This is a genomic window from Nocardioides zeae (assembly GCF_010686755.1).
Lineage (GTDB): Bacteria > Actinomycetota > Actinomycetes > Propionibacteriales > Nocardioidaceae > Nocardioides > Nocardioides zeae.
Genome location: NZ_JAAGXA010000003.1, coordinates 278,830 through 304,044, shown reverse-complemented (window position 1 = coordinate 304,044; position 25,215 = coordinate 278,830). Strand labels below are relative to the sequence as shown.

Below are 25,215 nucleotides of genomic sequence, written 5' to 3'. Positions count from 1 at the left end.
ACTCGCGCGTGCGCGATCTGGTTCTCCCCCGGCCGTGGTGAGCCTCGGCGCAGCCTGGGCGGCCCCGTCGACCACGACGAGGACTTCGGCCGTCCACACTGCGGTCTGACCGTGGCGTTGGCAAGAGGTTGAACTGTCATTTATGTCACGCGTGTAAACGCCCAGGTGCGGGGTGGTGACGCCGGGGACAACTACGTTGGACCCCCGTGACCGTCCCCCCGCCGCCCGCGCACCCCCCGCTGCCCGAGGGCACCCGGGTGGTGCTCGACGCCGGCGTGCGGCGCTACGGCGCGCTCCTCGTGGGCGGTGCCCCGGTGCGGGCCGTGCGCCTCGGCGCCGGTGGCGTGCGGCTGCTCGAGGGCGGCTCCTTCGCGCTCGACGGCACGGCCGGTCGCGCCGGGCTCGCGGCGCAGCTCGTGGGGGCCGGGCTCGCGGCGTACGTCGCGGAGGAGCCCCCGCCGACCGGCGACGACGTGCTCGTCGTCGTGCCCGCCCACGAGCGCGCCGACGGCGTCGAGCGCCTGCTCACGACCCTCGCCGGCGCCGTCCGCGTGCTCGTCGTCGACGACGCCTCGCCCGATCCCGGCCCGCTCGCCGCCGCGGCCGCGCGCCACGGTGCGGACGTGCTCCGGCTGCCGACGAACCTCGGCCCGGCGGGTGCGCGCAACGCGGGCCTCGCCGAGGCGCGGCGGCGGGGCGCGACGTACGTGCTCTTCGTCGACTCCGACGTCGTCGTGACGGTGGACGAGCTGCACCGGCTCCGCGCCGCGTTCGTCGATCCCGGCCTCGCCGTGGTCGCGCCCCGGATCCGCGGGCTGGTGGAGACGGGGTCGGCGCTGACGCGCTACGAGGCGGTCGCGTCGTCGCTCGACCGGGGTCCCCGCTCGGCGTTCGTGGCGCCCGGCACCGCGGTGGCCTACGTGCCCTCCGCGGTGCTCCTCGCGCGGGTCGCGGCCCTGGGGGAGGGGTTCGCCGCCGACCTGCGGGTCGGCGAGGACGTCGACCTCGTGTGGCGGCTGGTGGGCGCGGGCTGGCGGGTGCGGTACGACGCGGGTGCCACCGCCCGCCACGACCACCGGGTCGCCCTCGGGGCGTGGGCCCGGCGGCGGGCGGACTACGGCGGCAGCGCGGCCGTCCTCGCCGCCCGGCACGGCGACCTCGTCGCCCCGGCGGTGCTCGCCCCGCTCGGCGTCGCGCAGGTCGCCGCCCTCCTGCTGCAGCGGCCGGTGCCGACGGCCGTGGCCGGCGGCGCGTCCGTCGTGGTGGCCGCGCGGCTGGCGCGGCGGCTCGGCGGGGACGCCGACGCCCGCCGCACCGCGACGTCCCTCACGCTCCTCGCGACCTGGATGAACGTCGAGCAGGTGGCCACGGGCCTGCTCCGCCACCACTGGCCGCTCACCGTCGTCGGCCTCGCCACCTCGCGTCGGGTACGGCGCCTGGTCGCCGCCGCCGTCGTCGCCGACACCGCGGCGGGCTGGGTGCGGCAGCGTCCGGCGATGGAACCCGCGACGTACGCCGTGCTCCGTCGGCTCGACGACCTGACCTACGGGTGGGGCGTCTGGCGCGGCGCCGTGAGCGAACGCTCGGTGCGTTCGCTGCTTCCGGCGTGGCGGAGGTCGTAGGGTGCTCCGCATGGTTGCGGAGCCGCTGGAGTGGCGGAAGTACGACGACGCCGAGCTGCCCCGGGTCCTGGAGGCGGCGCTCGAGGCGTTCGCCAAGCACGGCTACCACGGCACCTCGATCCGGGAGCTGGCCTCGACGGCCGGCCTGTCGGTGCCGGGGCTGTACCACCACTACCCGTCGAAGCAGGACATCCTCGTCGCCCTGCTCGAGGACGTCATGCGCGACCTCGTGCAGCGCACCGCAGCGGCGCTGGAGGAGGCCGGACCGTCCCCCGCCGCGCGGTTCGACGCGTGGGTGGAGTGCCTCCTGCGGTTCCACATGTTCCGCACGAAGCACGCGTTCGTGACGTCCAGCGAGCTGCGGAGCCTCGAGGGCGACAACCGCGACCGCATCGTCGCGCTGCGCGACGAGCTCCAGGGCATGCTCGACCACGCCGTCGAGGACGGCGCGGCCGGCGGCACCTTCGCCACGCCGTACCCCAAGGCCGCGAGCCGCGGCGTCACCGTGCTCTGCATCGGGGTGTCGTCGTGGTACCGCCCCGACGGGCCGCTCAGCCCCGAGGACCTCGTGCACCGGCACCTCGTGCTAGCGCGCGGCGTCGTCAACGCGACGGAGTGACGCCTCAGCCCGCGGCGGCTTCGCCCGGTGTAACGCGGTGTCCGGGCTACTGCACATGTGGTCGACCACCGCAGGAGTAGCACCAACCCTTCCAAGGTAGCCCGGACACCGCGTTACACGGGCTGATGGTCACCGTCGGTCGGCCGGCCCGCTCGCCCTCCCCAGGTGGGCCGCCGGGTACGTCTGTCCCCAGGCAGCGCGCCGTACAGGTTCGTCGGTCCAGCGGTCGGTCACCGTGGGTGCATGCATCCCCTCCTCGCAGCGACGGCCGCCACCCAGGGCGGCGTGTTCACCCGCGAGCAGGCGGCGGGGGCGGGTTACCGGACACCGGAGATCCGCACGCTCCTGCGGCCCGGCGGGGAGTGGGTGCGGCTGCGACGAGGAGCGTACGTCGCCCGGCCCCCCTGGGAGGCGGCCGACGAGCTGGGGCGGTGGCGCATGCGCGACCGCGCCGTCCACCTGACGATGAAGGCCCCGCACGTCCTCAGCCACGACTCGGCGGCGCGGGCGCTCGGCATCGACGTCGCGGTACCGCGCGAGAGGCTCATCCACGTCACCCGGGGCAGGGTCAACGGCACGCGCACCGAGCACGGGGTCAAGCACCACGTGGCGCGCACTCCGCCCGGCGATCTCGCGCTCACCGACGGCGTCCCGCACCTCGGCGCCGCCCGCACCGCCGTCGATCTCGCCCGCGAGCACGGGTTGACCACCGGCGTCGTCGCGATGGACCAGGTGCTCCGGCGCAACGTCACCGTCGCCGACCTGCGCGACGAGATCGCCGGCCAGAGGCACTGGCCCGGTGTGCACGAGGCGCGTCGGGCGGTCGACCTGGCCGACGCCGGCGCAGAGAACGGCGGGGAGTCGATCGCTCGCCTGCTGGTCGTCGAGGCGCTCGGGCTGCGTCCGGTGACCCAGTTCCCGGTACGGCTCGGCCGCGGTGTCGTCTGGATCGACATGCTGGTCGGATGTCTGGCCATCGAGCTCGACGGGCGGGTGAAGTACCTGTCGGTCGCCGAGGGCGGTGTCGCCGTCGGGCCCGTGGCCGACGTCGTGATGGCGGAGAAGGGCCGGGAGGGCGGACTGCAGGGGGTCGGCCTGGCGGTCCAGCGCCTCACGCCCGACGACTTCTGGGGCGAGCCGCGGAAGCGGGCGATGGCCCGGCTCCGTCAGCAGTACGCCGCAGCCGTCGTGTCGTTCGGAGCGATGACCCCGACGGCCCTGCTGGAAGCGGCGCGGCAGATGGAGGGGCTGCGCAGCGAGCGCCTGCGCGACCGGCACCTCGGCGTCGCGAGCTGACGGGTCGGCGCTCGTCGTTCATCGGTGGGGGGTGAATGCGGCTCATCCTCGCCGTTGTAACGCGGTGTCCGGGCGTCCATGGAAGGGTTGGTGCGTCCTGTGCGGTGGTCGACCACTGCTCCAGTAGCCCGGACACCGCGTTACACGCCGCCCCACGCGCCGGCTGGTCACCAGTAGACGGGCACGACCCCGCGCACGTCGCCGGCCTCGTCGCGGAGCACGTTGATCTCGGTGTGGAACCGCTCGCCCGTGGCGAGCGCACCGCGGAAGGTGACCACGGCGGTGCCGTCGTCCTGCAGGTCGACCTCGGTGGCGACGTCGCCGGTCGGTTCCCCGGGGGCGTCGGCGAGGGTGCGCTCACACATGCGCACGACCGCGGCCAGGTCGCAGACCTCCGCCGGCGGCAGCGCGAGCAGGTCCTCGGCCCATGCCTCCGCCTCAGCCGTGCTCACCGGGCGGGGCTCCTGGTGCGTCACGCCGGCGATGCCGGCGCTCGCAGCCAGGCCGACGCCGGCGATCCCGAGCACAGCTGCGGCCAGCAGGGCGGACCGGCGGATCGGGAGTGTCGTCATGATGCTCATCATGGGGCGGGCCGAGCGCCGCCGCTGGAGTTCTGCGGAACGGACGCGATCCGAGGGCCCGGGTGCAACAAATCGGTGGCGTCGCCACGACCGGCAGCGCATCCTGCTCTACTCGGCCGACGGCGCCGGGGGGTGGTGCGAGGCCGACTCGCGACGGCCGGTCCGGCCCGGAGGCCCACGATGGTCTACCTGCAGTTCTTCAGTGACTACACCGAGCACCCGCTGTGGCTCCGCGGACCCGCGTGGGACGACGTCGGGCACGCCGACGCGGACGAGCTCGGGTTGAGCACGCCGTTGCAGGAGGACCTCGCCGACTGGTGCGCTCGCGACGACGGTGACGACCAGGTGCGGGACGGTCTGCTCGGCCACCTGGTGCGCGCCCTCGACCTCGCGCGACGGGTCCAGCTCGAGCTGGGCGGTGAGCACGAGGTGTGGCGGTGCGAGTCGGGGCGGCACGCGCTGCTGCTGGCCCTCCCGGGCGAGGGCGCCGACCTCCTGCGGATGGAGGCTGGTCGGCCCGTGCGGCTCCCGATCCGGACGCTCGGTGTCTCCGTGGCGACGCGTCGCCGCATCCACCGGTGGCGCGCGCAGCGCCGTCACGCGGACGGCCTGCCGGGCGACGCGGCGTGGCGCGCGGAGGGCCTGTCGATCGCGGCCGCGATCCAGGAGGAGGTGGGTCTCGATGCGGTGGTCGCCTACCGCAGCGGTCGGACGGAGGAGCCGCCGCGGGCCCCGGTCCCGCCCTGGTTCCGCGGAGGGCAGTGGCGCGCCTCCTAGATGCCGAAGCCCCCGTCGGCGTTGACGACGGACCCGTGCAGCGCGGCGCCCGCCGGGGAGCAGCAGAGCGCGACGACGTCGGCGACCTCCGCCGGCTCGAGCGCCCGGCGCAGCCCCTGGTGGCGGGCGAGCTCGTCGACGCCGTCCTCGCCCGCGAGGCCGTAGAGCGCCGCGGTCGCCTCGAGCATCGGCGTGCGCGTCGCGCCGGGCGAGACCGCGATCGCCGCCACGCCGGTGCCGGCGAGGTCGGCGGCCAGGCCGCGCACGATCCCGACGACGGCGTGCTTCACGGCCGTGTAGGCCGCCAGCCCGAACAGCCCGTGCTCGCCGGCCGCGGAGGCGATGCCGACGAAGCGGGCGAGGTGGGGCTCGGGGGAGGCGAGCAGGTGGGGCACGGTCGCCGCGGCGGTCGTCCACACGCCCTTGGCGTCCACCTCCCACAGCTCGTCGAGCACCTCGTCGGGGGTGGCCCAGAGCGGGCTGCCGCCGCCGACCACGGCAGCCGCGGCGACGACGGCGTCGAGGCGGGCCCGGCGGGCCACGACGTCCGCGGCCAGCTCGCGCAGCGCCGTACCGTCCCGGACGTCCAGCCGGTGCGACTCCGCACAGGGCGCCGCCACGGGTGCGACGTCGACCCCGACGACGTCGTAGCCGTCACGGGCCAGCGCCGCCAGGATCGCCGCGCCCATGCCCCCGGCCGCGCCGGTGACCAGCGCGACCCGGCGGTCGGTCACGCCGGAGCCTGCGCCGGTACGCGGCCCGCGGCCCGCGCTGCGGGTGCGACGAGGTGTCCCCGGGCGTCGGGAGCGGCGTGGCGGACGCGCTGGAGCACGTCGCGCACCAGCTCGGCGACGAGGGAGCGGCCCTCGTCAGCGGTCGCGCCGGTCGGGTCGCCCAGGACGCCGTTGGGGGAGACGGCCTTGACCCCACCGGTCATCAGGGTCGGGAGGATCTCCGTCAGCGTGCCGGTGTTGCCCACCTCGGCCCGTCGGAGGTCGACGGTGGTGGGGCGCAGGTGCAGCATGATCGAGGTCTCGGTGCGGCCCGCGTGGAGGTCGACGTCCTCGGTCGCGCACGCGACCCAGGCGGTGTCGTGGCCCTCCTCGCGGAGCTGGCGGACGGCCTTCTCGAGCGCGAAGACGTTGCCGCCGTGGGCGTTGACGAAGACGACGCGCGGGGTCCACAGCTCGGCGGAGCGCACCAGCTCGACGAGCATCGTCGCGAGGGCGTCGGTGCCGATGGACAACGTGCCCGGGAAGCCGTGGTGCTCCCCGGAGGCCGCGAACAGCAGCGGCGGGGCGACGAGCACGGACAGCTCGTCGAGCAGGTGGACCGCCACCCGGCCGGCGACCTCGGCGGCGATGACGCCGTCGGTGTCGAGGGGCAGGTGGGGGCCGTGCTGCTCGATCGAGCCGACCGGCACCAGGAGGAGCGCGCCGGGCTCGACGTCCGGCCACGTGCGGGACGACAGGGCGGGGTTCACGGAGCGCTCCTCTCGGTGGTCGTGCAGGGATCAGACCGCCGCGGGCGCGGCGTGGCTGCCCTCGCGCGCGGGCACGGCGCCCAGCGTGCGGTGGAAGCCCTCGGGCACGAGCAGGTGCTCGGGCGTGAGGTCGTGGATGGACGCGACGCCCATGCCGCGCAGCGCCGAGTCGACGCCCATGCGCAGCACGTCGAGCACGTTGCCCACGCCCTGCTCGCCGTTGGCCGCGAGGCCCCACAGGTAGGCGCGACCGATGAGCACCGCCCGGGCGCCGAGCGCGACGGCCTTCACGACGTCGGAACCGCGGCGGATGCCGCCGTCGATGACGACCTCGATGTCGTCGCCGACCCGCGAGGCGATCGGGTGGAGCATGCGGATCGCGGCGGGGGTGCCGTCGAGGTTGTTGCCGCCGTGGTTGGACACGGAGATGGAGTCGACGCCGGCGTCGACGGCCCGGAGCGCGTCGTCGACGCGGCTGACGCCCTTGAGGATGAACGGCTTGCCGCCCGAGATCTGCTTCCACTGCTCGCGCATCCACGTGACGTCGTCCCACGACGGCGGCTCGGTGTTCATCCACTCGTAGTAGGCGCCGAAGAACGTCGGGCCCGCCACGCCGCCGGGAGGCGCGAGGTTGGGGGCCGTGAGGTCCGGGATCATGCCCGTCCTGCCGAACGTCCACAGCCAGCGCGGCTTGGTGGCCACCTTGGGTGCGAACCGCACCATCGTCTTGAGGTCGACCTTCTCGGGGATCTCGGGCGAGCCCCAGTCGCGGCCGATCGAGAACGACCAGTCGGTCGTGGCGATGAGGCCGAGCGCACCGGCGTCCTGCGCGCGCTGCATGCGGTGGAGCATGACGTCGCGCTCGCCGGTCCAGTACATCTGGAAGAACGTGCGCGCCCCCGTCTCGGTGACCTCCTCGACGGACTTCGACGCGAAGTTCGACAGGCCCATGAGCGTGCCGCGGTCACGGGCGGCGCGGGCGACCGCGACCTCGCCGTCGGGGTGCACGGCCTGCACGCCCGTGGGGGAGATGACGACCGGCTGGGAGATCTCCTGGCCCCACAGCGTGGTGGCCTGCGACCGCTCCTTCTTCTGGCCCGCGACGACCGGCTGGAGGCCGATCTCGGCGAAGGCCGCCTGGTTGTCCCCGGCGGACTGACCGCGCTCCGAGCCGGCGACGAGCGCGCCGTACACGGGCTGCGGCAGGCGCTTGCGCGCCCGCTCCTGGGCGACGGCGACGGACTCGAACCAGGGGTTCTGCTTCCAGGGGTTGCTCAGCCACTCGGGCTTGGCCATGGGTCTCTCCTGCGGTGGTGTGCCGGCGGGCGCGGATGGTCGGCGCAGACGCGCCCGCCGGCGGATCGGGGGGGTGGGGCTGGTGGTGCGGGCTGCTCGGGGGGGGTACGGCGCGGGGTCAGCACCCGCAGGCGCCGGAGGCGCAGCCGCCCCCGCCGCCCAGGGCACCGGTGCCCGGGTCGAAGCCCGCCAGCGGGCTCTCGGCGCACGCCGAGACGGGCATGCCGCGGGGCTGGAGCGACGCCTCCAGGTCGTCGGGGCGACGGCCCAGCTGCAGCATCACCGGCTGGTTGCGGGTGGGGTTCTTCTTCGAGTGGTCCTGGCTGGACTCCGGGATGACCCGGCCGCCGGCCGCGTTCATCGACGCGAGGGCGGACTCGCCGTAGCCCTGCACGCACTCGGGGTCGGGGCCGTCGAGCGGGAGGCCGGTGAAGAACTTGGCGGCCATGCAGCCGCCGCGGCAGGCGTCGAAGAAGGAGCACTTCGCGCACGCGCCACCGGTCTGCGGGGCCCGCAGGTCCTGGAACAGCTCGGACTTCTGCCAGACCTGCTGGAAGCCGCCGTCGGTGAGGATGTTGCCGGCGTGGAAGTTGTCGTGGATCGCGAACGGGCAGGCGTAGACGTCGCCGATCGGGTCGATCAGGCAGACCACACGGCCCGCGCCGCACAGGTTGAGGCCGGGCAGCGACTCGCCGAACGCGGCGAGGTGGAAGAAGGAGTCACCGGTGAGGATGTTCTCGCCGTTGGCCATCAGCCAGTCGTACAGCTCGCGCTGCTGCTCGGGGAGCGGGTGCAGCTCGTCCCACACGTCGGCGCCGCGGCCCGAGGGGCGGAGCCGGGTGAGGCGGAGCATCGCGCCGTACTTGTCGGCGATCGCCTTGAACTCGTCGAGCTGGCCGATGTTCTGGCGCGTGCAGACGACGGAGATCTTCGCGTCGGAGAAGCCGGCGGCCTGGAGGTTCTCCAGCGCCCGGATCGCGGTGTCGAACGAGCCGGGGCCGCGGACGTAGTCGTTCACCTCGGCGGTGGCGCCGTCGAGCGAGATCTGGATGTCGACGTACCCGTTCATCGCGGGCGAGGCGAGGAACGCGGCGCGCTCCTCGCTCAGCCGCACGCCGTTGGTGGAGAACTTCACGCCGACGTTGTGCTCGATGGAGTACTCGAGCAGCTCCCAGAAGTCGGGACGGATCGTGGGCTCGCCGCCGCCGATGTTGATGTAGAAGACCTGCATGCGCTGCAGCTCGTCGATGACGGCCTTCGCCTGGTCGGTCGACAGCTCACGGGGGTCGCGCCGACCCGAGCTGGAGAGGCAGTGGGCGCACTCGAGGTTGCACGCGTAGGTCAGCTCCCACGTCAGGCAGATCGGCGCGTCGAGACCGAGCTCGAACTGGTCGACGAGGCGGTCGCCGCGGGGCGTGCGGTCGCCGGTCGTGGGGAGCAGCTGGCCGATCCGGGTGCTGGGTCCGGTGCTGGGGCCGGCGCCCGTGCCGGGGCGCTCGGGGGCGATCGTCATGCTGCGGCTCCTTCGGTCTGGCGCGGGCGGATCATGTCGGTGCGGGCGAGGCCCTGCAGCGCCGCGAGGTAGCCCGGCCACTGGGCCTCGGGCACCGCGGCGGCCGCGAGGGCGGCGGCCACGTCGGGGGCGTCAGCCAGCCCGCGCACCACGGTGACGAGCTCGGGACGCTTGAGGAACGTCAGCTTGCGGTTGCCGAAGTGGTAGGCGAGCGCCCCGAACGGCTCGGGCCGCAGCGCCACCGCGGGCGAGATGGCCCACGGCTGGTCGAGTCGCACGGCGTCGGGGGCCGAGCTGTCCGGGGCGTCGCTCATCGCAGGTCTCCTGGGCTCGTCGGCTCAGTAGACGCCGCACATGCCGTCGATCGAGACTTCCTCGATCAGCATGTCGGCGCTCAGGTCGGTCTGCGTCTCGACGGACTCCTGGGGCTTGCTCATGCGCGTCTCCTCACGGTGTCGGGTGCGGGTGGCGGACCTCCCGCGTGTGCCGTGCGCCACAGTAGTGACACGGAGTGCCACTTGGGAAGGGTTCGGCGGCACCCGGTGTCATAACTGCCCGGTCGGGCAGGTCGGACGCGACCTTCTTCTCGGCGCCCGGCCTCGCGTGGTGGGATGCTCGCGGTCCGGGCCGACGTGGCGCGGCGCGGGTCGACGTGGCGCGGTGCGCGGGAGAGGGGGCGGTGGTGCGGCACGAGCGCGGCGAGATGTTCGGCCGACCGCGGTCGACGACCCACGAGTCCATCGAGTCGGTCGCCCTCGACCTCTTCGGCCGGAACGGCTTCGAGCAGACGACGGTCGACGACATCGCCGCCGCTGCCGGCATCGGGCGACGCACGCTCTTCCGCTACTTCGCCTCCAAGAACGACATCCCCTGGGGCCGCTTCTCCGAGGGCCTGGCCGAGCTGGCGCGGCGCCTCGAGGAGGCCCCGCGCGACGAGCCCGTGTGGCAGGCCCTCCACGACGCGATCCTCGACTTCAACGCGGTGCCCGCGGGGGGCGAGGACCAGCACCGACGGCGCATGCGCCTGCTCCTCGGCACACCGGCGCTGCAGGCGCACTCCGCGCTCATGTACGCCGAGTGGCGCGGCGTGATCGCCCGCTTCGTCGCCGAGCGGCGCGGTATCGCGGCCGACGACGTGCGCGCCGTCGTCGTGGGCCACGCGGCCCTCGGGGTGTCGCTCGCGGCGTACGAGACCTGGCTGGCGCACGACGACGCCGACCTCGGCGAGCAGCTCGACGCCGCCCTCGGCGCCCTGCGCGACCACCTCGCGGAGTAGGGCCGCGCGTCGAGTCGGACGAGGTGTGCGGTTCTGGCCGGCCCCCGTGACGTGGGCCGCTGGGACGGTCCTGGTCGCCGCTGGGCTGCCCGGGGTGAGGCCCGGGCGAGGCCCCGGGCGAGGCCCCGGGCGAGGCCCAGGGTGAGGAAAACGCGGACCGGAGGCCCTGGAGAGTCCGCGTTTTCCTCACCCTGGCCGGGTCCGGTCCGCGTTTTCCTTCCTCGAGCCCCCAGCCCCCAGCCCCCAGCCCCCAGCCCCGAGCCCCCGAGCCCCCAGCCCTGCGCGACCACCTCGCGGGGCAGGGGCGCGGAGATTGCGCGAGGTCCGGACCGTCTGGCACCCTGGACCGCGATCCGAGCGAGCGCTCGGTCGGGAAGGGTGGAATGGGAACGCTGGCCGAGGACCTGACGGCGCGCACACGGGCGTTCGTGGCGGAGCACGTGCTGCCGCTCGACGACGAGCACGACGGAGACATCGAGGCGGCGGGCGGCGACGAGCGCCGCGTCGCGCTGCAGGAGGCCGCGCGTGCCGCCGGGGTGTTCGCGCCGCAGGTGGCGCGGGAGTACGGCGGCCACGGCCTCGGCATGGTGGACCGCTCGGGTCCGCTCGAGGAGGCCGGCTACTCCCTCTTCGGCCCCATCGCCACCAACGTGGGCGCTCCCGACGAGGGCAACATGCACATGCTCGAGGCCATCGCGAGCGCCGACCAGCGCACGCGGTTCCTCGAGCCGCTGGCGCGGGGCCTCGTGCGCTCCGCCTTCGCCATGACCGAGCCCGCGCCCGGTGCGGGTGCCGACCCGTCCGCGCTGCGCACGCGCGCCGTCCGGGGCGACGGTGGCTGGGTCATCAGCGGCGAGAAGCGGTTCATCACGGGCGCGGACGGCGCCGGTTTCTTCATCGTGATGGCGCGCACCGGCGGCGAGGCCGGCGGTGCGGGCGGCGCGACGATGTTCCTCGTGCCCGCGGACACCCCGGGCGTGGTCGTCGGACGGCACCTCCCGACGGTCGACCGGGCCATGATCGGCGGTCACTGCGAGATGCGCTTCGAGGACGTCGTCGTCGGCGACGACGCGGTGCTGGGCGAGGTCGACCTCGGCTTCCGCTACGCCCAGGTGCGCCTCGGTCCGGCCCGGATGACCCACGTGATGCGCTGGACCGGCGCGGCCCGGCGGGCGCACGAGACCGCGGTGGCGTACGTCGCCGGTCGGCAGGCCTTCGGCGGTCGGATCTCCGACCTGGGCCTCGCCCAGCAGCACATCGCCGACAACGAGATCGACCTCGCGGCGACCCGGGCCCTGCTGCGGGTGGCGTGCGAGGAGCTGGACGCGGGCGGACGTGCGTCGGAGTCGACGTCCATCGCGAAGACCTTCGCGGCCGAGGCGCTCGACCGGGTCGTCGACCGCTCGCAGCAGCTGTGCGGCGGCCTCGGTGTCACCGCCGACCTGCCGGTCGCGAAGATCGCCCGCGAGATCCGCCCCTTCCGCATCTACGACGGCCCCTCCGAGGTGCACCGCTGGTCCATCGCGAAGCGCGCGGTCAAGCGCATCACGAACGGCGCGCCGTCGTGAGCGACGCCGTCGGCGGGCTCGCGCCCGCGGAGCTGGACCGGGTCACCGCCTGGCTGGCGACCCAGGGGATCACGACGGCGGGACCGCTCGAGGCCCGCCTCATCGCGGGCGGGAAGTCCAACCTCACGTTCGCCGTCACCGACGGCACGCACCGCTGGGTGCTGCGGCGTCCGCCGCTCGGGGGCCACACGCCCTCGGCGCACGACGTGGGCCGCGAGTTCCGGGTGACCCGGGCCCTCGAGGGCGCGGGCGTCGCGGTCGCGCCGACGATCGCGTCGTGCACCGACGAGAGCGTCCTCGGCGCGCCGTTCACGGTCGTGGAGTTCGTCGACGGGCTCTCGATCGCCCGGCGCGACCACCTCGACGCGCTCGACGACGCCGAGGTGGACCGCGTCGTCACCGGGCTCGTCGAGGCGCTGGCCCGCCTCCACGACGTCGACCACGTCGCTGCGGGCCTCGAGGGCTTCGGGCGACCGGACGCGTACGCCGCGCGCCAGCTCCGGCGGTGGAGCGGCCAGTGGGAGCACGTCCGGCAGCACCACGACCCGAGCGTGGACGCGCTCGCGACGCAGGTCGCTGCACGGCTGGGCGAGACCGTCCCCGGGCAGGACCGCACGAGCGTGGTGCACGGCGACTACCGCATCGACAACACGCTGCTGGCGGCCGACGCCGCCGAGCGGCCCACCGGCGCGGTCGCGGCGATCGTCGACTGGGAGCTCTCCACCATCGGCGACCCCGTGGCCGACGTGGCACTGATGGCGGTCTACCGCGACCCGTCGCTCGACCTCGTCCTGGGCTTCGACGCGGCCTGGACCTCGCCGCGCCTCGCCGACGAGGCGGCGTTGGCCGCGGCGTACGAGGCCACGGGCGGAGCCCTGCCCCACTGGGAGTTCCACCTGGCGCTCGCGGCGTTCAAGCTCGCCGTGATCGCGGCCGGGATCGACCACCGCTACCGCGCGGGCGGCACCGTCGGCGACGGGTTCGACACCGCCGGCACGGCCGTGGCGCCGCTGCTGGAGCGGGCCCTGCGGCAGCTCCCCTAGCACGCGGTCGTGGGGGGGGGGGGGCGGGGGCGCGGGGGGGGGGGGGGCGGGCCCCGGGGCGGGCGCGCCGGGGGCCGCGGCGCCCCCCCCCCCCCCCCCCGCCGCGCGCCCCCCCCCCCCCCCCCCCGCCCCCCCCCCCCCCCCACGACCGCGTCAGGGACCGAGCCGTCAGCCGAGGGCCTGGTCGACGGAGCAGGCCGCGAGCGTGCCGTCCTCGAGGGTCTCGAGGAGACGGCTGCCCGCCGCCCGGAAGCGCACGACCACCACGTCGTCGTCGACCTCGACCGTGACGTCGGCGAGGTCGAGGCGCTCGGCCACGTCGGCGCCGTCCTGGCCCTGGGCCGCGACGAGCCCGCGGCGGTCGGCCGCGGCCCGCTCGACGTCGGCGTCCCGGGGCGGGGCCAGGCGGACGAGGCCGGCCACCCCGCCGTCGGCGGGCACCACCGCGGACCCCACGGCAGCGGCGCAGTCGCTGTCCTGCCGCAGCACCGCGGCCTCGGCGTCCTCGTCGGGGAGCACGGCGTCGAAGCGCCCGGCGTCGGCCAGCGAGTCGGCGTCCCCGTCGGCGACCTCGGTGAGCGGTCCGGCCTCGCCGATGCCGAGCACGTGGCCGTCGAGGAAGGTGACGCGCGTGAGGAAGGGGTAGTCCCCGAGCGCCGCGTAGTCCGTCATCTCGAACGAGCGGCGCCCCGCGACCTCGGCCTCCGTGTAGCCGTGGTCCACGAGCTCGTCCCCGACCGCGTCCAGGTCGACGTCGCCGTCGAGCTCGAGCACCGCGTACGACGTCGCCCCGGTCCGCCCGACCGCCGACCAGCGCACGTCGAGGGCGCTCCAGGCGCCCCCGTCCATCGTGTCCTCCCACGTGACGAGGTCCGACGCGCCGAGGGGTGCCAGCCACGGCGCGCCCGCGACGGCGGCGGCGTACTCCTCCTCGTGGTCCGCGTAGCTGCCGCGCTCGACCTCGAGGTCGAGGCGTGCGGCGGTGGCCGCGCTGTCGGCGTACACCACCGACGTCACGGTGGCGGGCAGGAGCCGCAGGGCCCGCTCGAGGTCGCTCGGGCCACCGAGCCGCGCGACGAGGTCGAACCGGAGCGCCGCGGCACCGAGGAGCACGATCGCCACGAGCGCGACCAGCAGGAGCCGGCCGCGGCGGCGCACCCACCGCAGGGCGCCGGTGAGCGGGGAGGAGACGGTCAGGTCCGCGTCGTTCACGAGCGCTCCTCCTGCGGCCACCGGGGCACGTACGGCGGGTGGTCGCGCGGGACGCGCAACGGGAAGCGCGGAGGCCGGCGCTCGAGGAAGGAGGCGACCCCCTCGGCCACGTCGCCCGCGTCGGGGAACCGCGCGACGGTCGCGGACTCCGTGCGGTGCACCGCCCAGGGCGAGGTCTCGGAGAGCGCGCCCCAGAGCAGCTGGCGCGCCGTCGCGACCGCGACCGGAGCCGTGTGCTCGGCGATCTCGCGGGCGATGGCGAGGGCGGTGGACAGCACCTCGGCGTCGGGTACGACGCGGGTGGCGAGACCGGCGGCGTCGGCCTCGGCCGCGGGCACGAGCCGGCCCGTCAGCACCCACTCGGTGGCCCGGGTGATGCCGACGACCCGGGGGAGGAACCAGGCGGCCACCGACTCGGTCGCGAGGCCGCGGCGCGCGAAGACGAAGCCGAGCCGCGTGCTCTCGCCGAGCACCCGCACGTCCGCGGGCAGCACCATGCTCGCGCCCGCGCCGACCGCCGCGCCGTTGACGGCGCCGACCACGGGCTTCAGCGACGCGGCCATCCGGAGCGTCACGTAGCCCCCGGGGTCGCGCGGCTCGACCACGCCGTCGGGGGCGACGACCCGGCCGGCGGCCGCCTCGTACGGCGCGAGGTGCGGCGACGGGGTGGCGGCGCTGTGGAAGCCGACGTCGAGGTCGGCCCCGACGCAGAAGTGGCGGCCCTCCCCGGTGAGGACGACCGCGCGCACCTCGTCGTCGGCGTCGACCGCGTCGAGCGCGGCGACGATCTCGAGGCACAGCCGCATGGTCATCGCGTTGCCGGCCTCCGGCCGCGCCAGCGTGAGCACGGCGATCCCGTCCGTGACGTCGAGCCGCGTGACCGGCGGGCCCTCGAGCTCCGCGACGGCCTCGGCGGCGGTGAGGTGGGGGGCCAGGTCGTCGGGCCGCATCGAGCCTCCTCGCTCGGGGGTGCAGGGCCTCGCCCGAGGGGCGGGGGTTGACCAAACTATCTACTGTCTTTAGGTTTTTGTCCACGGTCCGGCGTCCCGGGCCGCGCGCCCAGGAAGAGGTGACACCGTCGTGACCGAGCTCCCCGCCGCCCCCACCGACCGCCGCGCGGAGGCCCCGCCCGACGGGCGTCCGCTGGACGGGTTCGCCGTCGGCGACCTCGCCGCGGGCGGCGACGTCGCCGAGGTGGCCGCCACGGCGACCCGGTTGCTCGGCGACCTCGGCGCGCGGGTCCTCCGCCACGCCCCGGGGGCCGGTCGCGGGCCGGGCCTGGTCCCGCCGCTCACCGTGGACGGCGTCGACCTGGGCCGCGCGGTCGCCGACGTGGGCGCGGAGCCGGTGGCCCTCTCCGACAGCCCGGGCGACCAGGACCCCCACGCCGTGCTGGCGGCCCTCGCCGGCACCGGCGGGGGCGTCGACGCCGTGGTCGTCGACCTGGCGACGTACCGCGCCCTCGACGTCCCCGCGGTGCGGGCCGCGCACCCGCACCTGGTGCTCGCGGTGGTCTCGCCCTTCGGGTCGACGGGACCCCGCGCGGACTGGGTGGCGAGCGAGCGCACGCTGTATGCGCTCGACGGCTCCCTCTCGCGCTCGGGACGGCCGGGCGCGGTCCCGCTGCTGCCGCCGGAGGGCATCGGGACCTTCACCGCGGCGGTCCACCTGGCCTGGACCGTCCTCGTCGCGGTCGGCCGGGCCCGGCGCACCGGCCGGGGCCAGGTGCTCGACGTCAGCGTCCACGAGGCGATGTCCGTCGGGCTCGATCCCGCGTTCGGCACCCAGGGCTCCGCCGCCGCCGGCCGCTCCGGCCCGTTCCGGCGCGACCGGCCGCCGGCCGACTCCTACCCGGTGTTCGCGTGCGCCGACGGTCACGTGCGGCTCTGCCTCCTCGCGAAGCGGCAGTGGCGGGCGATGCTCGCGTGGCTGGGGAGCCCGGCGGAGCTCGCCGACCCGGCGCTCGACACGATCGCCGGACGCGCCCGCGCCGCCGACGTGCTCCACCCGCGGCTGGCCGCCCTCTTCGCCGACCGCGACGGCGCCGACCTCGTGGCCGAGGCCGCCTCCCGGGGGATCCCGCTCGCCCAGGTGCTGACGGTCGCCGACGTGCTGCACACCCCGCACTTCGCCCAGGCCGGTTCCCTCGTCGACCTCCCGCTGGGCGGGGGGCGCGTCGCCCGGACGGCCGCGGGCCCGGTGGTGGTGGACGGGGTCCGGCTCGGCGCCGGTCCCGGTGCGCGCGGCGTCCCGGCTCCGCGCCACGTCCCGCCTCCGCGCCGGTTGGCGGCCGACCCCGCGGACCTGCCGCTGGCCGGGGTGCGGGTGCTCGACCTGGGGGTCATCGTCTTCGGCGCGGAGGTCGGCCGAGCGCTCGGCGACCTGGGGGCCGACGTGGTCAAGGTGGAGAGCCTGGACTTCCCGGACGGCCTGCGCCAGACCTTCCGGGGCGAGGCGATGAACGCCTCCTTCGCCTGGGGCCAGCGCAACAAGCGCAGCCTCGGCCTCGACCTGCGGAGCAGCGAGGGCGCGGCCCTCTTCCGCGAGCTGGCCCGCGACGCCGACGTCGTGCTCAGCAACTTCAAGCCCGGCACGTTGGCCTCCCTCGGGATCGACCACGCCGCCCTCGCCGCGGCGAACCCGGGGATCGTCGTCGTCGAGAGCGCCGCGTTCTCCTCGGGCGGGGAGTGGGCGCGCCGGTTGGGCTACGGCCCGCTCGTGCGGGCGGCGTGCGGCATCTCCGGCCTGTGGCGGTACGACGCGGACGCCGTCGACTGCTGGGACGGCGTCACCGTGCACCCCGACCACGTCGCCGCGAAGGTCGCGGCCCTCGCCGTCCTGGCGCTGCTGGAGCGGCGCGAGCGCACCGGTCGGGGCGGAGCGATCGAGGTCGCGCAGTCCGACGTGGTCCTCGCCCAGCTGGCGCCGTGGATCGCGGCGGAGTCCGCGCGCCCCGGGACGCTGCGGGCCCGCGGCAACGCGGGGCGGGGCCTGCTCGCGGGCGACGTCGTCGCCTGCCTCGGCGACGACGAGTGGGTCGTCGTGGACGCCCGCACGCCGGCGGAGCTCGCGGCCCTGGCGCAGGTGGTCGGGACCGACGCCGGCGCCGGTCGGGCCGTCGTGGAGGAGGCGTTGCACGCGTGGGCGGCCGCCCGGACGCCGCTGGAGGCCGCGACGGTGCTGCAGGCGGAGGGCGTCCCGACGGCGCCGCTGCTCCGGCTGCCGGAGCTCAAGGACGACCCCCAGCTCGTGCACCGCGGCACCTACCGCGCGCTCCGCCACCCGCTCGTCGGCGACCTCCCCACGGAGGACGCCTCCGCGGCGTTCGAGGACCTGCCGCCGCTCCCGGTGGCGCCTGCCCCGCTGGTGGGCGAGCACACGCGAGCCGTGCTCGAGGCCCACGGCACGACCCCCGAGGAGGTCGAGCGCCTGCTCGCCACCGGGGTCGTCCACGAGGGCGCTCCGGCGGGGGTCCCCGCGTGAGCGACCGTCGCCGGCTCCGCGTCGTCGCGCGCACGGAGGTCGCCGACGGCGTCGTGCGCCTCGACCTGGGGCCGGAGGAGGGCGGCGCGCCGCTGCCGACCTGGAGCCCGGGAGCCCACCTCGACCTGCACCTCGCCGACGGCCTGGTGCGGCAGTACTCCCTCTGCGGCGACCCCGACGACCCCGAGCGCCTGAGCGTCGCGGTGCTGCGCGAGGCCGACGGCCGGGGTGGGTCGGAGCACGTCCACACCCGCCTCGCCGCGGGCGACACGGTCGAGGTGGGCGGGCCGCGCAACCACTTCGAGCTCGTCGACGCCGCGTCGTACGTGTTCGTCGCCGGCGGCATCGGGATCACGCCGATCGTGCCCATGCTGCGCGCGGCCGAGGAGCGCGGCGTGCCGTGGGTGCTCGTGTACGGCGGTCGCTCCCGCGCGTCGATGGCCTTCGCCGAGGACCTCGTCGCCGCGTACGGCGCGGACCGCGTGCGGCTGCGTCCCGCGGACGAGCACGGCCTGCTCGACCTCCCCGCCGAGCTGGGGGACGTGGTGCCGGGGCGAGCGGTCTACTGCTGCGGCCCCGGTCCGCTCCTCGACGCCGTGGAGCGGGTGGTGGGCGAGCGCGACGGCGAGCAGCTGCACCTGGAGCGCTTCGCGCCGACCGGCGACGTGGACACGACGGGGGAGGCCTTCGAGGTGGAGCTCGCCCGCACGGGGACGACGCTCGAGGTCGGCCCCGACGAGAGCGTCCTCGAGGCGCTGGAGGACGCCGGGATCGCCGTCGAGTCGTCCTGTCGCGAGGGCACCTGCGGCACCTGCGAGACCGCCGTGCGCGGCGGTGTCCCCGAGCACCGCGACGCGATCCTGACGCCCGAGGAGCGGGCGGCGAACGACGTGATGTTCGTCTGCGTGTCCCGCTGCCTGCAGGGGCCGCTCGTCCTCGACCTGTGAGGCGCCCGCCGGGGTGCCTCGGGGTGCCTCGGGGTGCCGCGGGCGGGACAAACCTCGCCGCTGCCCGTTGACAGTGACGCGCATCACTCTCTATAACTAATGCCTGTAGATAAACGGCAGTCGCGAGGCTGCCGGGGGCTCGGGCCCGATCCGTCCCGACCGCCGGTCCCACCGGGGCCGCACCGACAAGGAGTACCCATGTCCGCAACCGTGGGCTCGGCGCTTGCCTGGTGGGCACGCACGCAGCCGGAGCAGACCGCGATCGTCGTCGACGGCGAGAGCCTCGACTACCAGGGCTACGAGGCCTGGAGCAGCCGGGTGGCCGTCCACCTGCGTGACGCGGGGATCGTCCCCGGCGACCGCGTCGGCCTGCTCGCCGAGAACTCGCTGCCCTGGTCCGCCATGGCGCTCGGCATCATCAAGGCCGGAGCCGTCCTGGTGCCGCTCAACAGTCGCTTCAAGCCGGCCGAGCTCCGCAAGGTCGCGGACGACGCCGGTCTCGCGCGGGTCATCGCCTCCGATGCCGTCGTCGCGGTCGCCCGGGAGGCGGCGGGGATGGGCGCGCCGTACGAGGTCACCGCGTTCGCCGACGTCGTGGGCCTGCGGGACGCCGAGCCGGACCCGGCGACCGACGCCTTTCGCGTCGACCGGGAGCCGACGGACCCGATCGCCGTGCTCTTCACCAGCGGGTCGACCGGGCGCTCCAAGGGCGTCGTGCTCACCAACCAGTCGCTGCTCAGCATCGTGTTCGAGGCCAGCCTGACCGAGGAGGGGTTCCGCCAGGGCTCGACGTCGCTGCTGGTGCTCCCGCTCGCCTTCACCCCGGGCCTCGTCTGGGGCGTGCTCATGACCACCGTCCTCGGCGGCACGATCGTCATCGAGAAGGACCTCGTCCCGGGGCGGGCGGTGCGCCTCATGGAGGAGCACCGGGTCCAGGCGGTCTTCGGCGTGCCCCTCATCTTCGACGCCTTCAGCCGCACGCCGGAGTTCGCGGAGGCCGACCTGTCGTCGCTGCGCACGGCGATCGTCGGCGGCGCGGCGGTCCCCGTGCCGCTGCTCGAGGCCTACGCGGCCAAGGGCGTGACGCTCCGCCAGATCTACGGCATGACGGAAGCGGGCGGCGTCGCCACCGCCACGCTGCGCCACGAGGCGAAGGACCACCCGGCCACCTGCGGCTACGGCTCGATCTTCACCGAGCTCAAGATCGTCGACGCCGACGGGCAGGAGGTCGGTCCCGACGAGGAGGGCGAGATCCTCATCAAGGGCCCGGGCGTCACCCCCGGCTACTGGGGCGACCCGGAGACCACCGCCGAGGTCATCACCGCCGACGGCTGGCTGCGGAGCGGCGACATCGGGCGGAAGGACGCCGACGGGCGGATCGCCTTCGCCGACCGCCTCAAGGACCTCATCATCACCGGCGGCATCAACGTGTCGCCCATCGAGATCGAGCGCGTCCTCATGGGCCTCGACGGCGTCGCCGAGGTGTCGGTGATCCCCGCGAAGGACGAGAAGTTCGGGGAGACCCCGGCGGCCATCATCACGCCGTCCTCGCCCGACCTCACCGCAGCGGACGTCGTGGCGCACTGCGAGCAGCAGCTGAGCGACTACAAGGTGCCGCGCTACGTGGTGCTGCGCGAGGACCCGCTGCCACGGCTGCCCAGCGGCAAGATCGCCAAGCCGCAGATCAAGCAGGACTACGCCGACGTGCACGTCGACTTCGACAAGGTGCGCTGACCGCCCGTCCTGCCCGCCCCCGAACCGGGCCGGGCTCGGCTCCCTCACCGAGCCCGGCCTGCACACCGTCCCCACCAGGAGTCCCCGTTGAGCAGCGCAGCACCCGTCGTGACCTCCCGCCGGAGCGGCGAGCACGTGGCCGTCCTCACCCTCGAGCGGCCGGAGGCGATGAACGCGGTGGACCGGGCCGTCACCCAGCAGCTGGGCGCGGCCCTCGCGGCCGCGGAGGCGGACCCCGACGTGCGCGCCATCGTGCTCACCGGGACCGGACGCGCCTTCTGTGCCGGGGCCGACCTCAAGGCCATCGCCGCCGGCGAGCGCATCGACGACCCGGAGCACCCCGAGCGCGGCTTCGCCGGCTACGTCCAGCACTTCGTGACGACGCCGACGATCGCCGCCGTCAACGGTTTCGCCCTGGGCGGCGGCACCGAGCTGGTGCTCGCCTCCGACCTCGCGGTCCTCGACGAGGCGGCCACGCTGGGCCTGCCCGAGGTGCGGCGCGGCCTCATGGCGGCGGCGGGTGGCGTCATCCGCGTCCAGCGGCAGCTGCCCTGGAAGGTCGCCGCCGAGCTGGCCCTCACGGGCGAGCCCATGGACGCGGCGACGGCGTTGCGCTGGGGCCTCGTCAACCGGGTCGCCCCGGCGGGCACCGTGCTCGAGGTCGCGCTCGAGCTGGCCGGTCGCATCGCCGCCAACGCTCCCGTGGCGGTGCGGGAGACCAAGCAGATGCTGCACCGCACCGCGACGCTCGACTCGGCGTGGGAGGGCCCCGCGTGGGACCTCAACGCCGACGCGATGCGCCGGGTGCTGCGCAGCGAGGACGCCCGCGAGGGCCCGCGAGCCTTCGCCCAGAAGCGCGAGCCCCGCTGGAGCGGACGGTGAGTGAGGAGCACCTCGTCGTCGTCGGCGCCTCGCTGGCCGGCGCGCGTGCCGTCCAGGGCGCCCGTGACGCCGGGTTCACCGGCCGGGTCACGCTCGTCGGCGAGGAGCCGCACGCGCCGTACGACCGCCCCCCGCTGACCAAGGCCGCCCTCGTCGACGACCCTGAGCCCCCGCCGGCGTGGCACCTGCCCGACGCGGCGGAGTGCCCGGTGGACCTGCGGCTCGGGACGCGGGCGACCGGGCTCGACCCGGTGGCCCGGGTGCTCGCGACCGACTCCGGGGACCTGCCGTACGACGCGCTCGTCGTCGCCACCGGCGCCCGCCCCCGGCGGCTCGGGGTGCTGGACGCGCCCGGCGTCGCCGACCACGTCCACGTCGTGCGGACGCTCGAGGACGCCCGCCGGCTGCGATCGGCCCTCGTGCCCGGTGCCCGGGTGGTCGTCGTCGGGGCCGGCTTCGTCGGCGGCGAGGTGGCCTCGGCGGCCGTCGCGCGCGGCGCCTCGGTGACCGTCCTCGAGGCCGGACCGACCCCGCTGGCGCGGGTGCTCGGTCCCCCGCTGGCCGCGATCGTGGTCGGCCTGCACCCGCTCCACGGCGTCGACCTGCGCTGCGGCACGAGCGTCGTGGCCGCCACGGCCGCCGGGGCCGCCGGGGCGGACGGCCCCGGCGTGGTCCTCGACCTGTCGGACGGCTCGCGCCTGGCCGCCGACGTGGTCGTCGTGGGCATCGGCGCGGACCCGGCCACCGACTGGCTCGCCGGCAGCGGCCTCGAGGTGAGCGACGGCGTACGCTGCGACGCCACCCTGCGGGCCGCACCCGGGGTGCACGCGGCCGGCGACGTGGCCCGGTGGACCAACGCCTGGGACGGCGCCGAGCAGCGGATCGAGCAGTGGACCGCGGCCGGCGACCAGGGTGAGGTGGCGGGACGCAACGCGGTGCTCGGCCTCCGGGGCGACGCGGGCGAGGAGTGCGCCGTCGTCCCCTACTTCTGGTCGGTCTGGCACGGCCACCGGATCCAGTTCGCGGGCGCCCTGCACGGCGGGGTCGACGAGGTCGCCGTGCTCGACGGCGACCCGTGGGGCGCGCCGGCCGACGGCTGGGCCGTCGTCGTCCGCAGCGCGGACCGCGTCGGCGCGGTCCTCGCGGTCGACCGGCCCGGCGTGCTGGTCCGGCAACGTCGTCACGTCGCCGCCCGTGCCGGGTGGGACGAGGTGCTGGGAGCGCGTCGTGCGGGATGAGCACTGGGAGCTGCCGACGGGTGTCCGGCTCGCCGTGACCCACGCCGGGTCCCCTGCAGGCGGTGGCGGTGGCGACCCGACGGTGGTGCTGCTCCACGGCGGCGGCCAGAGCCGAGGCTCCTGGCGCCGCACCGCCGCGCGTCTCGCCGACGCCGGCGTCCGCAGCGTCGCCGTCGACCTGCGGGGCCACGGCGACAGCGACTGGTCGCCGGGCGGTGACTACACGCTGCCGACCCTCGGGGACGACGTCGCCGCCGTGGCCGAGCGGACGGGTGGCCCCGTCGTGCTGGTGGGCGCCTCCCTCGGCGGTCAGGCGGCGGCCGCGGCGGCCGCGCGCCACCCGGGCGACTGGTGCCGCGCCGTCGTGCTCGTCGACATCGCGCCCAGCTACGCGACGGCCGGCCGCGAACGGGTGCTCGCCTTCATGCGGGCCGGCGTCGTCGGCTTCGCCAGCCTCGAGGCCGCCGCCGCGCACCTCGACGCGGGCGCCCCCCGGCCTCCGGGGCGGGCGACCGGTCCCGACGCCGTGCGCCGCCTGGTCCGGCGCTGCGACGACGGCCGCTACCGCTGGCGCTGGGACCCGGCGCTGCTCGACGACGGTCGCACCGGACGCGAGCAGGAGGAGGCCGCGCTCTTCGCGGAGCTCGCCCGTGCGCTGCGCCCACCGGTGCTGCTCCTGCGGGGCGAGCACAGCGACATCGTGACCCCCGCGCACGCGGCGACCTTCGTCGCCGGTCTCGCCGACGGCGAGTGGCGCACGGTCCCCGGCGCGGCCCACATGGTCGTGGGGGAGAGCAACGAGGCCTTCACCGCCGAGGTGCTGGCCTTCCTGGACCGCCGCGGGCTCGTGGGCCCGCCGGCGGGGGAGGAGCGCGCATCGTGATCGTCTGGATCCTGCTGGCGGCCGCGGCCGCCGCCCTGGGCTGGGGGGCGTACGACGACCGCACCGCCCTCGTCGTCGCCGGAGGCGCGCTGGCCCTGGTCGCGCTCCTCGCCCTCGTCGCCGACCGGTGGCTGGTGCCCTGGTGGCGCACCCGGTCGTCGGAGCCCGAGCCCGAGCCCGAGGTGGAGCCCGAGCCCGAGGTGGAGCCCGAGCCCGAGGTGGAGCCCGAGCCCGAGGTGGAGCCCGAGCCTGAGGTGGAGCCCGCGCCGGACCCGGAGCCCGAGCCCGAGCCGTCGGACGAGGTCGTCTTCGTGCCGGGGCAGCTGGTCGTCCACGCCGCCGGGTGCGCGCAGGTCGCCGGCGTCACCACGGCGCCCGGGCGGCGGTCGGTCCTCGAGGCCGCCGGCATGACGCCCTGCGCGCTCTGCCTCGGCTGAGGTTCCCGGAGCCTCGCGGGGGTCTCCCGAGGCCCCTCCGCGGTCCGGCCCTTGCCACCGTCGCGGTCCCCGAATAACTTATGTCATTAGATTTACGACCGGCTCGGAGGCCGGTCGTCGACCCCGGGAAGGGATGAGGACGATGGACGCAGAGGTCGTCGCGGACCGGGAGGCCCGCATCCGCCGAGCGCTCGAGCACCTGCGCAACGACACGACGGACCAGATGGAGAAGGTCAGCCCGTTCGAGGCGGTGGATTACACGGATCCCGACCTGGCCCGCCGCGAGCGGGACCTCGTCTTCGGTCGCGTGCCGTCGATCGTGCTGCACGGTTCGGAGATCCCGAGCACCTACGACTTCAAGACCGTCGAGCTGCCCCGCAACAACGCGATCGTGGTGCGGCAGCGCGACGGCGGGGTGAAGGCCTTCGTCAACCTGTGCCGCCACCGCGGAGCGCTCCTCGAGGAGGAGGCGAGCGGCCGCTGCCGGCTCTTCTCCTGCCGCTACCACCGGTGGAGCTACGACATCGACGGCTCGCTGCGCACCATCACCCGGGACAACACGGTGGGCGACGTCGACCGCGCCCAGCACGGTCTCGTCGAGCTGCCCTGCGAGGAGCGCCACGGCTTCGTGTGGGTCGTCGACAACGCCGAGGGCGAGATCGACGTGAAGGCCTGGCTCGGCGAGGAGATGGACGCGATCCTCGCGACGTACCCGATCGCCGACCTCCACTGCATCCGCTCCGAGGGGTTCGCCGAGCCGGTGAACTGGAAGATCATGCAGGACGCGTTCCTGGACGGGTACCACATCCAGTACGCCCACCCGAACACCGCGGCGAAGCACATCCACACCAACGTCCTGGCCTTCGAGGACTTCGGCAACCACTGCCGCTTCGTCGCGCCGCGCAAGACGATCGACCGCTTCCTCGAGGAGGACCCGGGCGACCGCAGCCTCGTCGACTTCGTGACGGAGACGCACTTCCTCGGGCCGAACACGACGTTGCTCAAGCAGCCCGACCACTTCCAGCTGCTGACGTTCCGGCCGCACCCCACGTCGGCCGAGCACTGCGTCATGGAGATGCGGCTCATGGTGCCGTCGGCGGAGCAGATGGGCCTCGACGAGGAGCGCTACGAGCGCCTGTGGGAGAAGAACTGGCAGATCCTCATCGCGGTGCTCCACGAGGAGGACTTCCCCGTGCTGCGGGCCTCCCAGCGCGGGATGCGCAGCCGCAACGCGGGGTCGATGCTGCTGGGCCGCAACGAGGTGGCCAACCAGGTCTTCCAGCGCATGCTCCGGCGGCTGCTCGACGCCGGCGAGGAGTGACGCC

24 protein-coding genes are annotated in these 25,215 nt (G+C 75.4%); 15 read left to right on the top strand and 9 right to left on the bottom strand.

The features are described from left to right. Positions 1-206: 206 nt before the first annotated feature. The 3 genes from mftF to G3T38_RS06400 all read left to right on the top strand — a co-directional run bounded on the left by mftF (position 207) and on the right by G3T38_RS06400 (position 3,537). The gene (mftF, locus tag G3T38_RS06410) at positions 207-1,622 is read left to right on the top strand and encodes a mycofactocin biosynthesis glycosyltransferase MftF (protein WP_163771256.1); all 1,416 of its coding nucleotides are present in this window, start codon (positions 207-209) and stop codon (positions 1,620-1,622) included. Between the two features lie 10 nt (positions 1,623-1,632). Then, entirely contained in the window at positions 1,633-2,241 is a 609-nt protein-coding gene (locus tag G3T38_RS06405; protein WP_163771255.1) for a TetR/AcrR family transcriptional regulator, read from the top strand. Between the two features lie 243 nt (positions 2,242-2,484). Continuing rightward, complete coding sequence (locus tag G3T38_RS06400) at positions 2,485-3,537, top strand: type IV toxin-antitoxin system AbiEi family antitoxin domain-containing protein (protein ID WP_163771254.1); 1,053 nt, start codon at positions 2,485-2,487, stop codon at positions 3,535-3,537. 167 nt (positions 3,538-3,704) lie between these two features. On the opposite strand, the gene G3T38_RS06395 is transcribed toward G3T38_RS06400, so the two are convergent. Further along, positions 3,705-4,109, bottom strand: a complete 405-nt coding sequence (locus tag G3T38_RS06395; protein ID WP_163771024.1) for a hypothetical protein — start codon at positions 4,107-4,109, stop codon at positions 3,705-3,707. 189 nt (positions 4,110-4,298) lie between these two features. On the opposite strand from G3T38_RS06395, the gene G3T38_RS06390 reads away from it, so the two are divergent. Further along, positions 4,299-4,895 (top strand): hypothetical protein, encoded by a 597-nt coding sequence (locus tag G3T38_RS06390; RefSeq protein WP_163771253.1) that lies wholly within the window; start codon positions 4,299-4,301, stop codon positions 4,893-4,895. Here G3T38_RS06390 and G3T38_RS06385 read toward each other — a convergent pair. The 6 genes from G3T38_RS06385 to mftA all read right to left on the bottom strand — a co-directional run bounded on the left by G3T38_RS06385 (position 4,892) and on the right by mftA (position 9,624). Then, a complete protein-coding gene (locus G3T38_RS06385; RefSeq protein ID WP_163771252.1) occupies positions 4,892-5,629 on the bottom strand; it encodes a mycofactocin-coupled SDR family oxidoreductase in 738 nt (245 codons plus the stop codon). The two genes, G3T38_RS06390 and G3T38_RS06385, sit on opposite strands and share 4 nt — an antisense overlap. Then, the gene (gene mftE, locus G3T38_RS06380; protein ID WP_163771251.1) at positions 5,626-6,378 is read right to left on the bottom strand and encodes a mycofactocin biosynthesis peptidyl-dipeptidase MftE; all 753 of its coding nucleotides are present in this window, start codon (positions 6,376-6,378) and stop codon (positions 5,626-5,628) included. Before mftE ends, G3T38_RS06385 begins: the two co-directional genes overlap by 4 nt. 30 nt (positions 6,379-6,408) lie before the next feature. Then, positions 6,409-7,674 (bottom strand): pre-mycofactocin synthase MftD, encoded by a 1,266-nt coding sequence (mftD, locus tag G3T38_RS06375; RefSeq protein ID WP_163771250.1) that lies wholly within the window; start codon positions 7,672-7,674, stop codon positions 6,409-6,411. Positions 7,675-7,792: 118 nt separating this feature from the next. After that, positions 7,793-9,187, bottom strand: coding sequence for a mycofactocin radical SAM maturase (gene mftC / locus G3T38_RS06370; RefSeq protein WP_163771249.1), 1,395 nt, complete (start codon positions 9,185-9,187; stop codon positions 7,793-7,795). After that, positions 9,184-9,501 carry a mycofactocin biosynthesis chaperone MftB gene (gene mftB, locus G3T38_RS06365; protein ID WP_163771248.1) on the bottom strand — a complete coding sequence of 106 codons (318 nt, stop codon included), beginning with the start codon at positions 9,499-9,501 and terminating at the stop codon, positions 9,184-9,186. Before mftB ends, mftC begins: the two co-directional genes overlap by 4 nt. Before the next feature lie 24 nt (positions 9,502-9,525). Next, positions 9,526-9,624: a mycofactocin precursor MftA gene (gene mftA / locus G3T38_RS06360; RefSeq protein ID WP_163771247.1), complete on the bottom strand. Its 99-nt coding sequence runs from the start codon at positions 9,622-9,624 to the stop codon at positions 9,526-9,528. Positions 9,625-9,869: 245 nt separating this feature from the next. Here mftA and mftR point away from each other — a divergent pair, with 245 nt between their 5' ends. The 3 genes from mftR (at position 9,870) to G3T38_RS06345 (ending at position 13,074) form a co-directional block, all read left to right on the top strand. Further along, positions 9,870-10,463 (top strand): mycofactocin system transcriptional regulator, encoded by a 594-nt coding sequence (mftR, locus tag G3T38_RS06355; RefSeq protein ID WP_338037496.1) that lies wholly within the window; start codon positions 9,870-9,872, stop codon positions 10,461-10,463. Positions 10,464-10,846: 383 nt separating this feature from the next. Then, positions 10,847-12,031 (top strand): acyl-CoA dehydrogenase family protein, encoded by a 1,185-nt coding sequence (locus G3T38_RS06350; RefSeq protein ID WP_163771246.1) that lies wholly within the window; start codon positions 10,847-10,849, stop codon positions 12,029-12,031. After that, a complete protein-coding gene (locus tag G3T38_RS06345) occupies positions 12,028-13,074 on the top strand; it encodes a phosphotransferase family protein (protein WP_338037495.1) in 1,047 nt (348 codons plus the stop codon). Before G3T38_RS06350 ends, G3T38_RS06345 begins: the two co-directional genes overlap by 4 nt. Positions 13,075-13,242: 168 nt before the next feature. Here G3T38_RS06345 and G3T38_RS06340 read toward each other — a convergent pair whose 3' ends face one another. Then, entirely contained in the window at positions 13,243-14,286 is a 1,044-nt protein-coding gene (locus tag G3T38_RS06340) for a hypothetical protein (RefSeq protein WP_163771245.1), read from the bottom strand. Next, complete coding sequence (locus G3T38_RS06335) at positions 14,283-15,236, bottom strand: enoyl-CoA hydratase-related protein (RefSeq protein ID WP_163771244.1); 954 nt, start codon at positions 15,234-15,236, stop codon at positions 14,283-14,285. The genes G3T38_RS06340 and G3T38_RS06335 overlap by 4 nt, the downstream gene beginning before the upstream one ends. Before the next feature lie 130 nt (positions 15,237-15,366). Between G3T38_RS06335 and G3T38_RS21160 the strand changes: the two genes are divergently transcribed. From G3T38_RS21160 to G3T38_RS06295, 8 genes are all read left to right on the top strand, one after another. Continuing rightward, positions 15,367-17,769, top strand: coding sequence for a CoA transferase (locus G3T38_RS21160; protein ID WP_206675800.1), 2,403 nt, complete (start codon positions 15,367-15,369; stop codon positions 17,767-17,769). Beyond that, a complete protein-coding gene (locus tag G3T38_RS22525) occupies positions 17,766-18,716 on the top strand; it encodes a 2Fe-2S iron-sulfur cluster-binding protein (RefSeq protein WP_163771243.1) in 951 nt (316 codons plus the stop codon). Before G3T38_RS21160 ends, G3T38_RS22525 begins: the two co-directional genes overlap by 4 nt. Before the next feature lie 198 nt (positions 18,717-18,914). Then, entirely contained in the window at positions 18,915-20,450 is a 1,536-nt protein-coding gene (locus tag G3T38_RS06320) for a class I adenylate-forming enzyme family protein (protein WP_163771242.1), read from the top strand. Positions 20,451-20,537: 87 nt separating this feature from the next. Continuing rightward, a complete protein-coding gene (locus tag G3T38_RS06315) occupies positions 20,538-21,332 on the top strand; it encodes an enoyl-CoA hydratase-related protein (RefSeq protein ID WP_241728540.1) in 795 nt (264 codons plus the stop codon). Continuing rightward, the gene (locus G3T38_RS06310; protein WP_163771241.1) at positions 21,329-22,570 is read left to right on the top strand and encodes an FAD-dependent oxidoreductase; all 1,242 of its coding nucleotides are present in this window, start codon (positions 21,329-21,331) and stop codon (positions 22,568-22,570) included. Before G3T38_RS06315 ends, G3T38_RS06310 begins: the two co-directional genes overlap by 4 nt. Further along, positions 22,560-23,453 carry an alpha/beta fold hydrolase gene (locus G3T38_RS06305; protein WP_163771240.1) on the top strand — a complete coding sequence of 298 codons (894 nt, stop codon included), beginning with the start codon at positions 22,560-22,562 and terminating at the stop codon, positions 23,451-23,453. Before G3T38_RS06310 ends, G3T38_RS06305 begins: the two co-directional genes overlap by 11 nt. After that, positions 23,450-23,890 (top strand): hypothetical protein, encoded by a 441-nt coding sequence (locus G3T38_RS20995; protein ID WP_194247564.1) that lies wholly within the window; start codon positions 23,450-23,452, stop codon positions 23,888-23,890. Before G3T38_RS06305 ends, G3T38_RS20995 begins: the two co-directional genes overlap by 4 nt. 142 nt (positions 23,891-24,032) lie before the next feature. Then, a complete protein-coding gene (locus G3T38_RS06295; protein WP_163771239.1) occupies positions 24,033-25,211 on the top strand; it encodes an aromatic ring-hydroxylating oxygenase subunit alpha in 1,179 nt (392 codons plus the stop codon). Positions 25,212-25,215 lie beyond the last annotated feature (4 nt).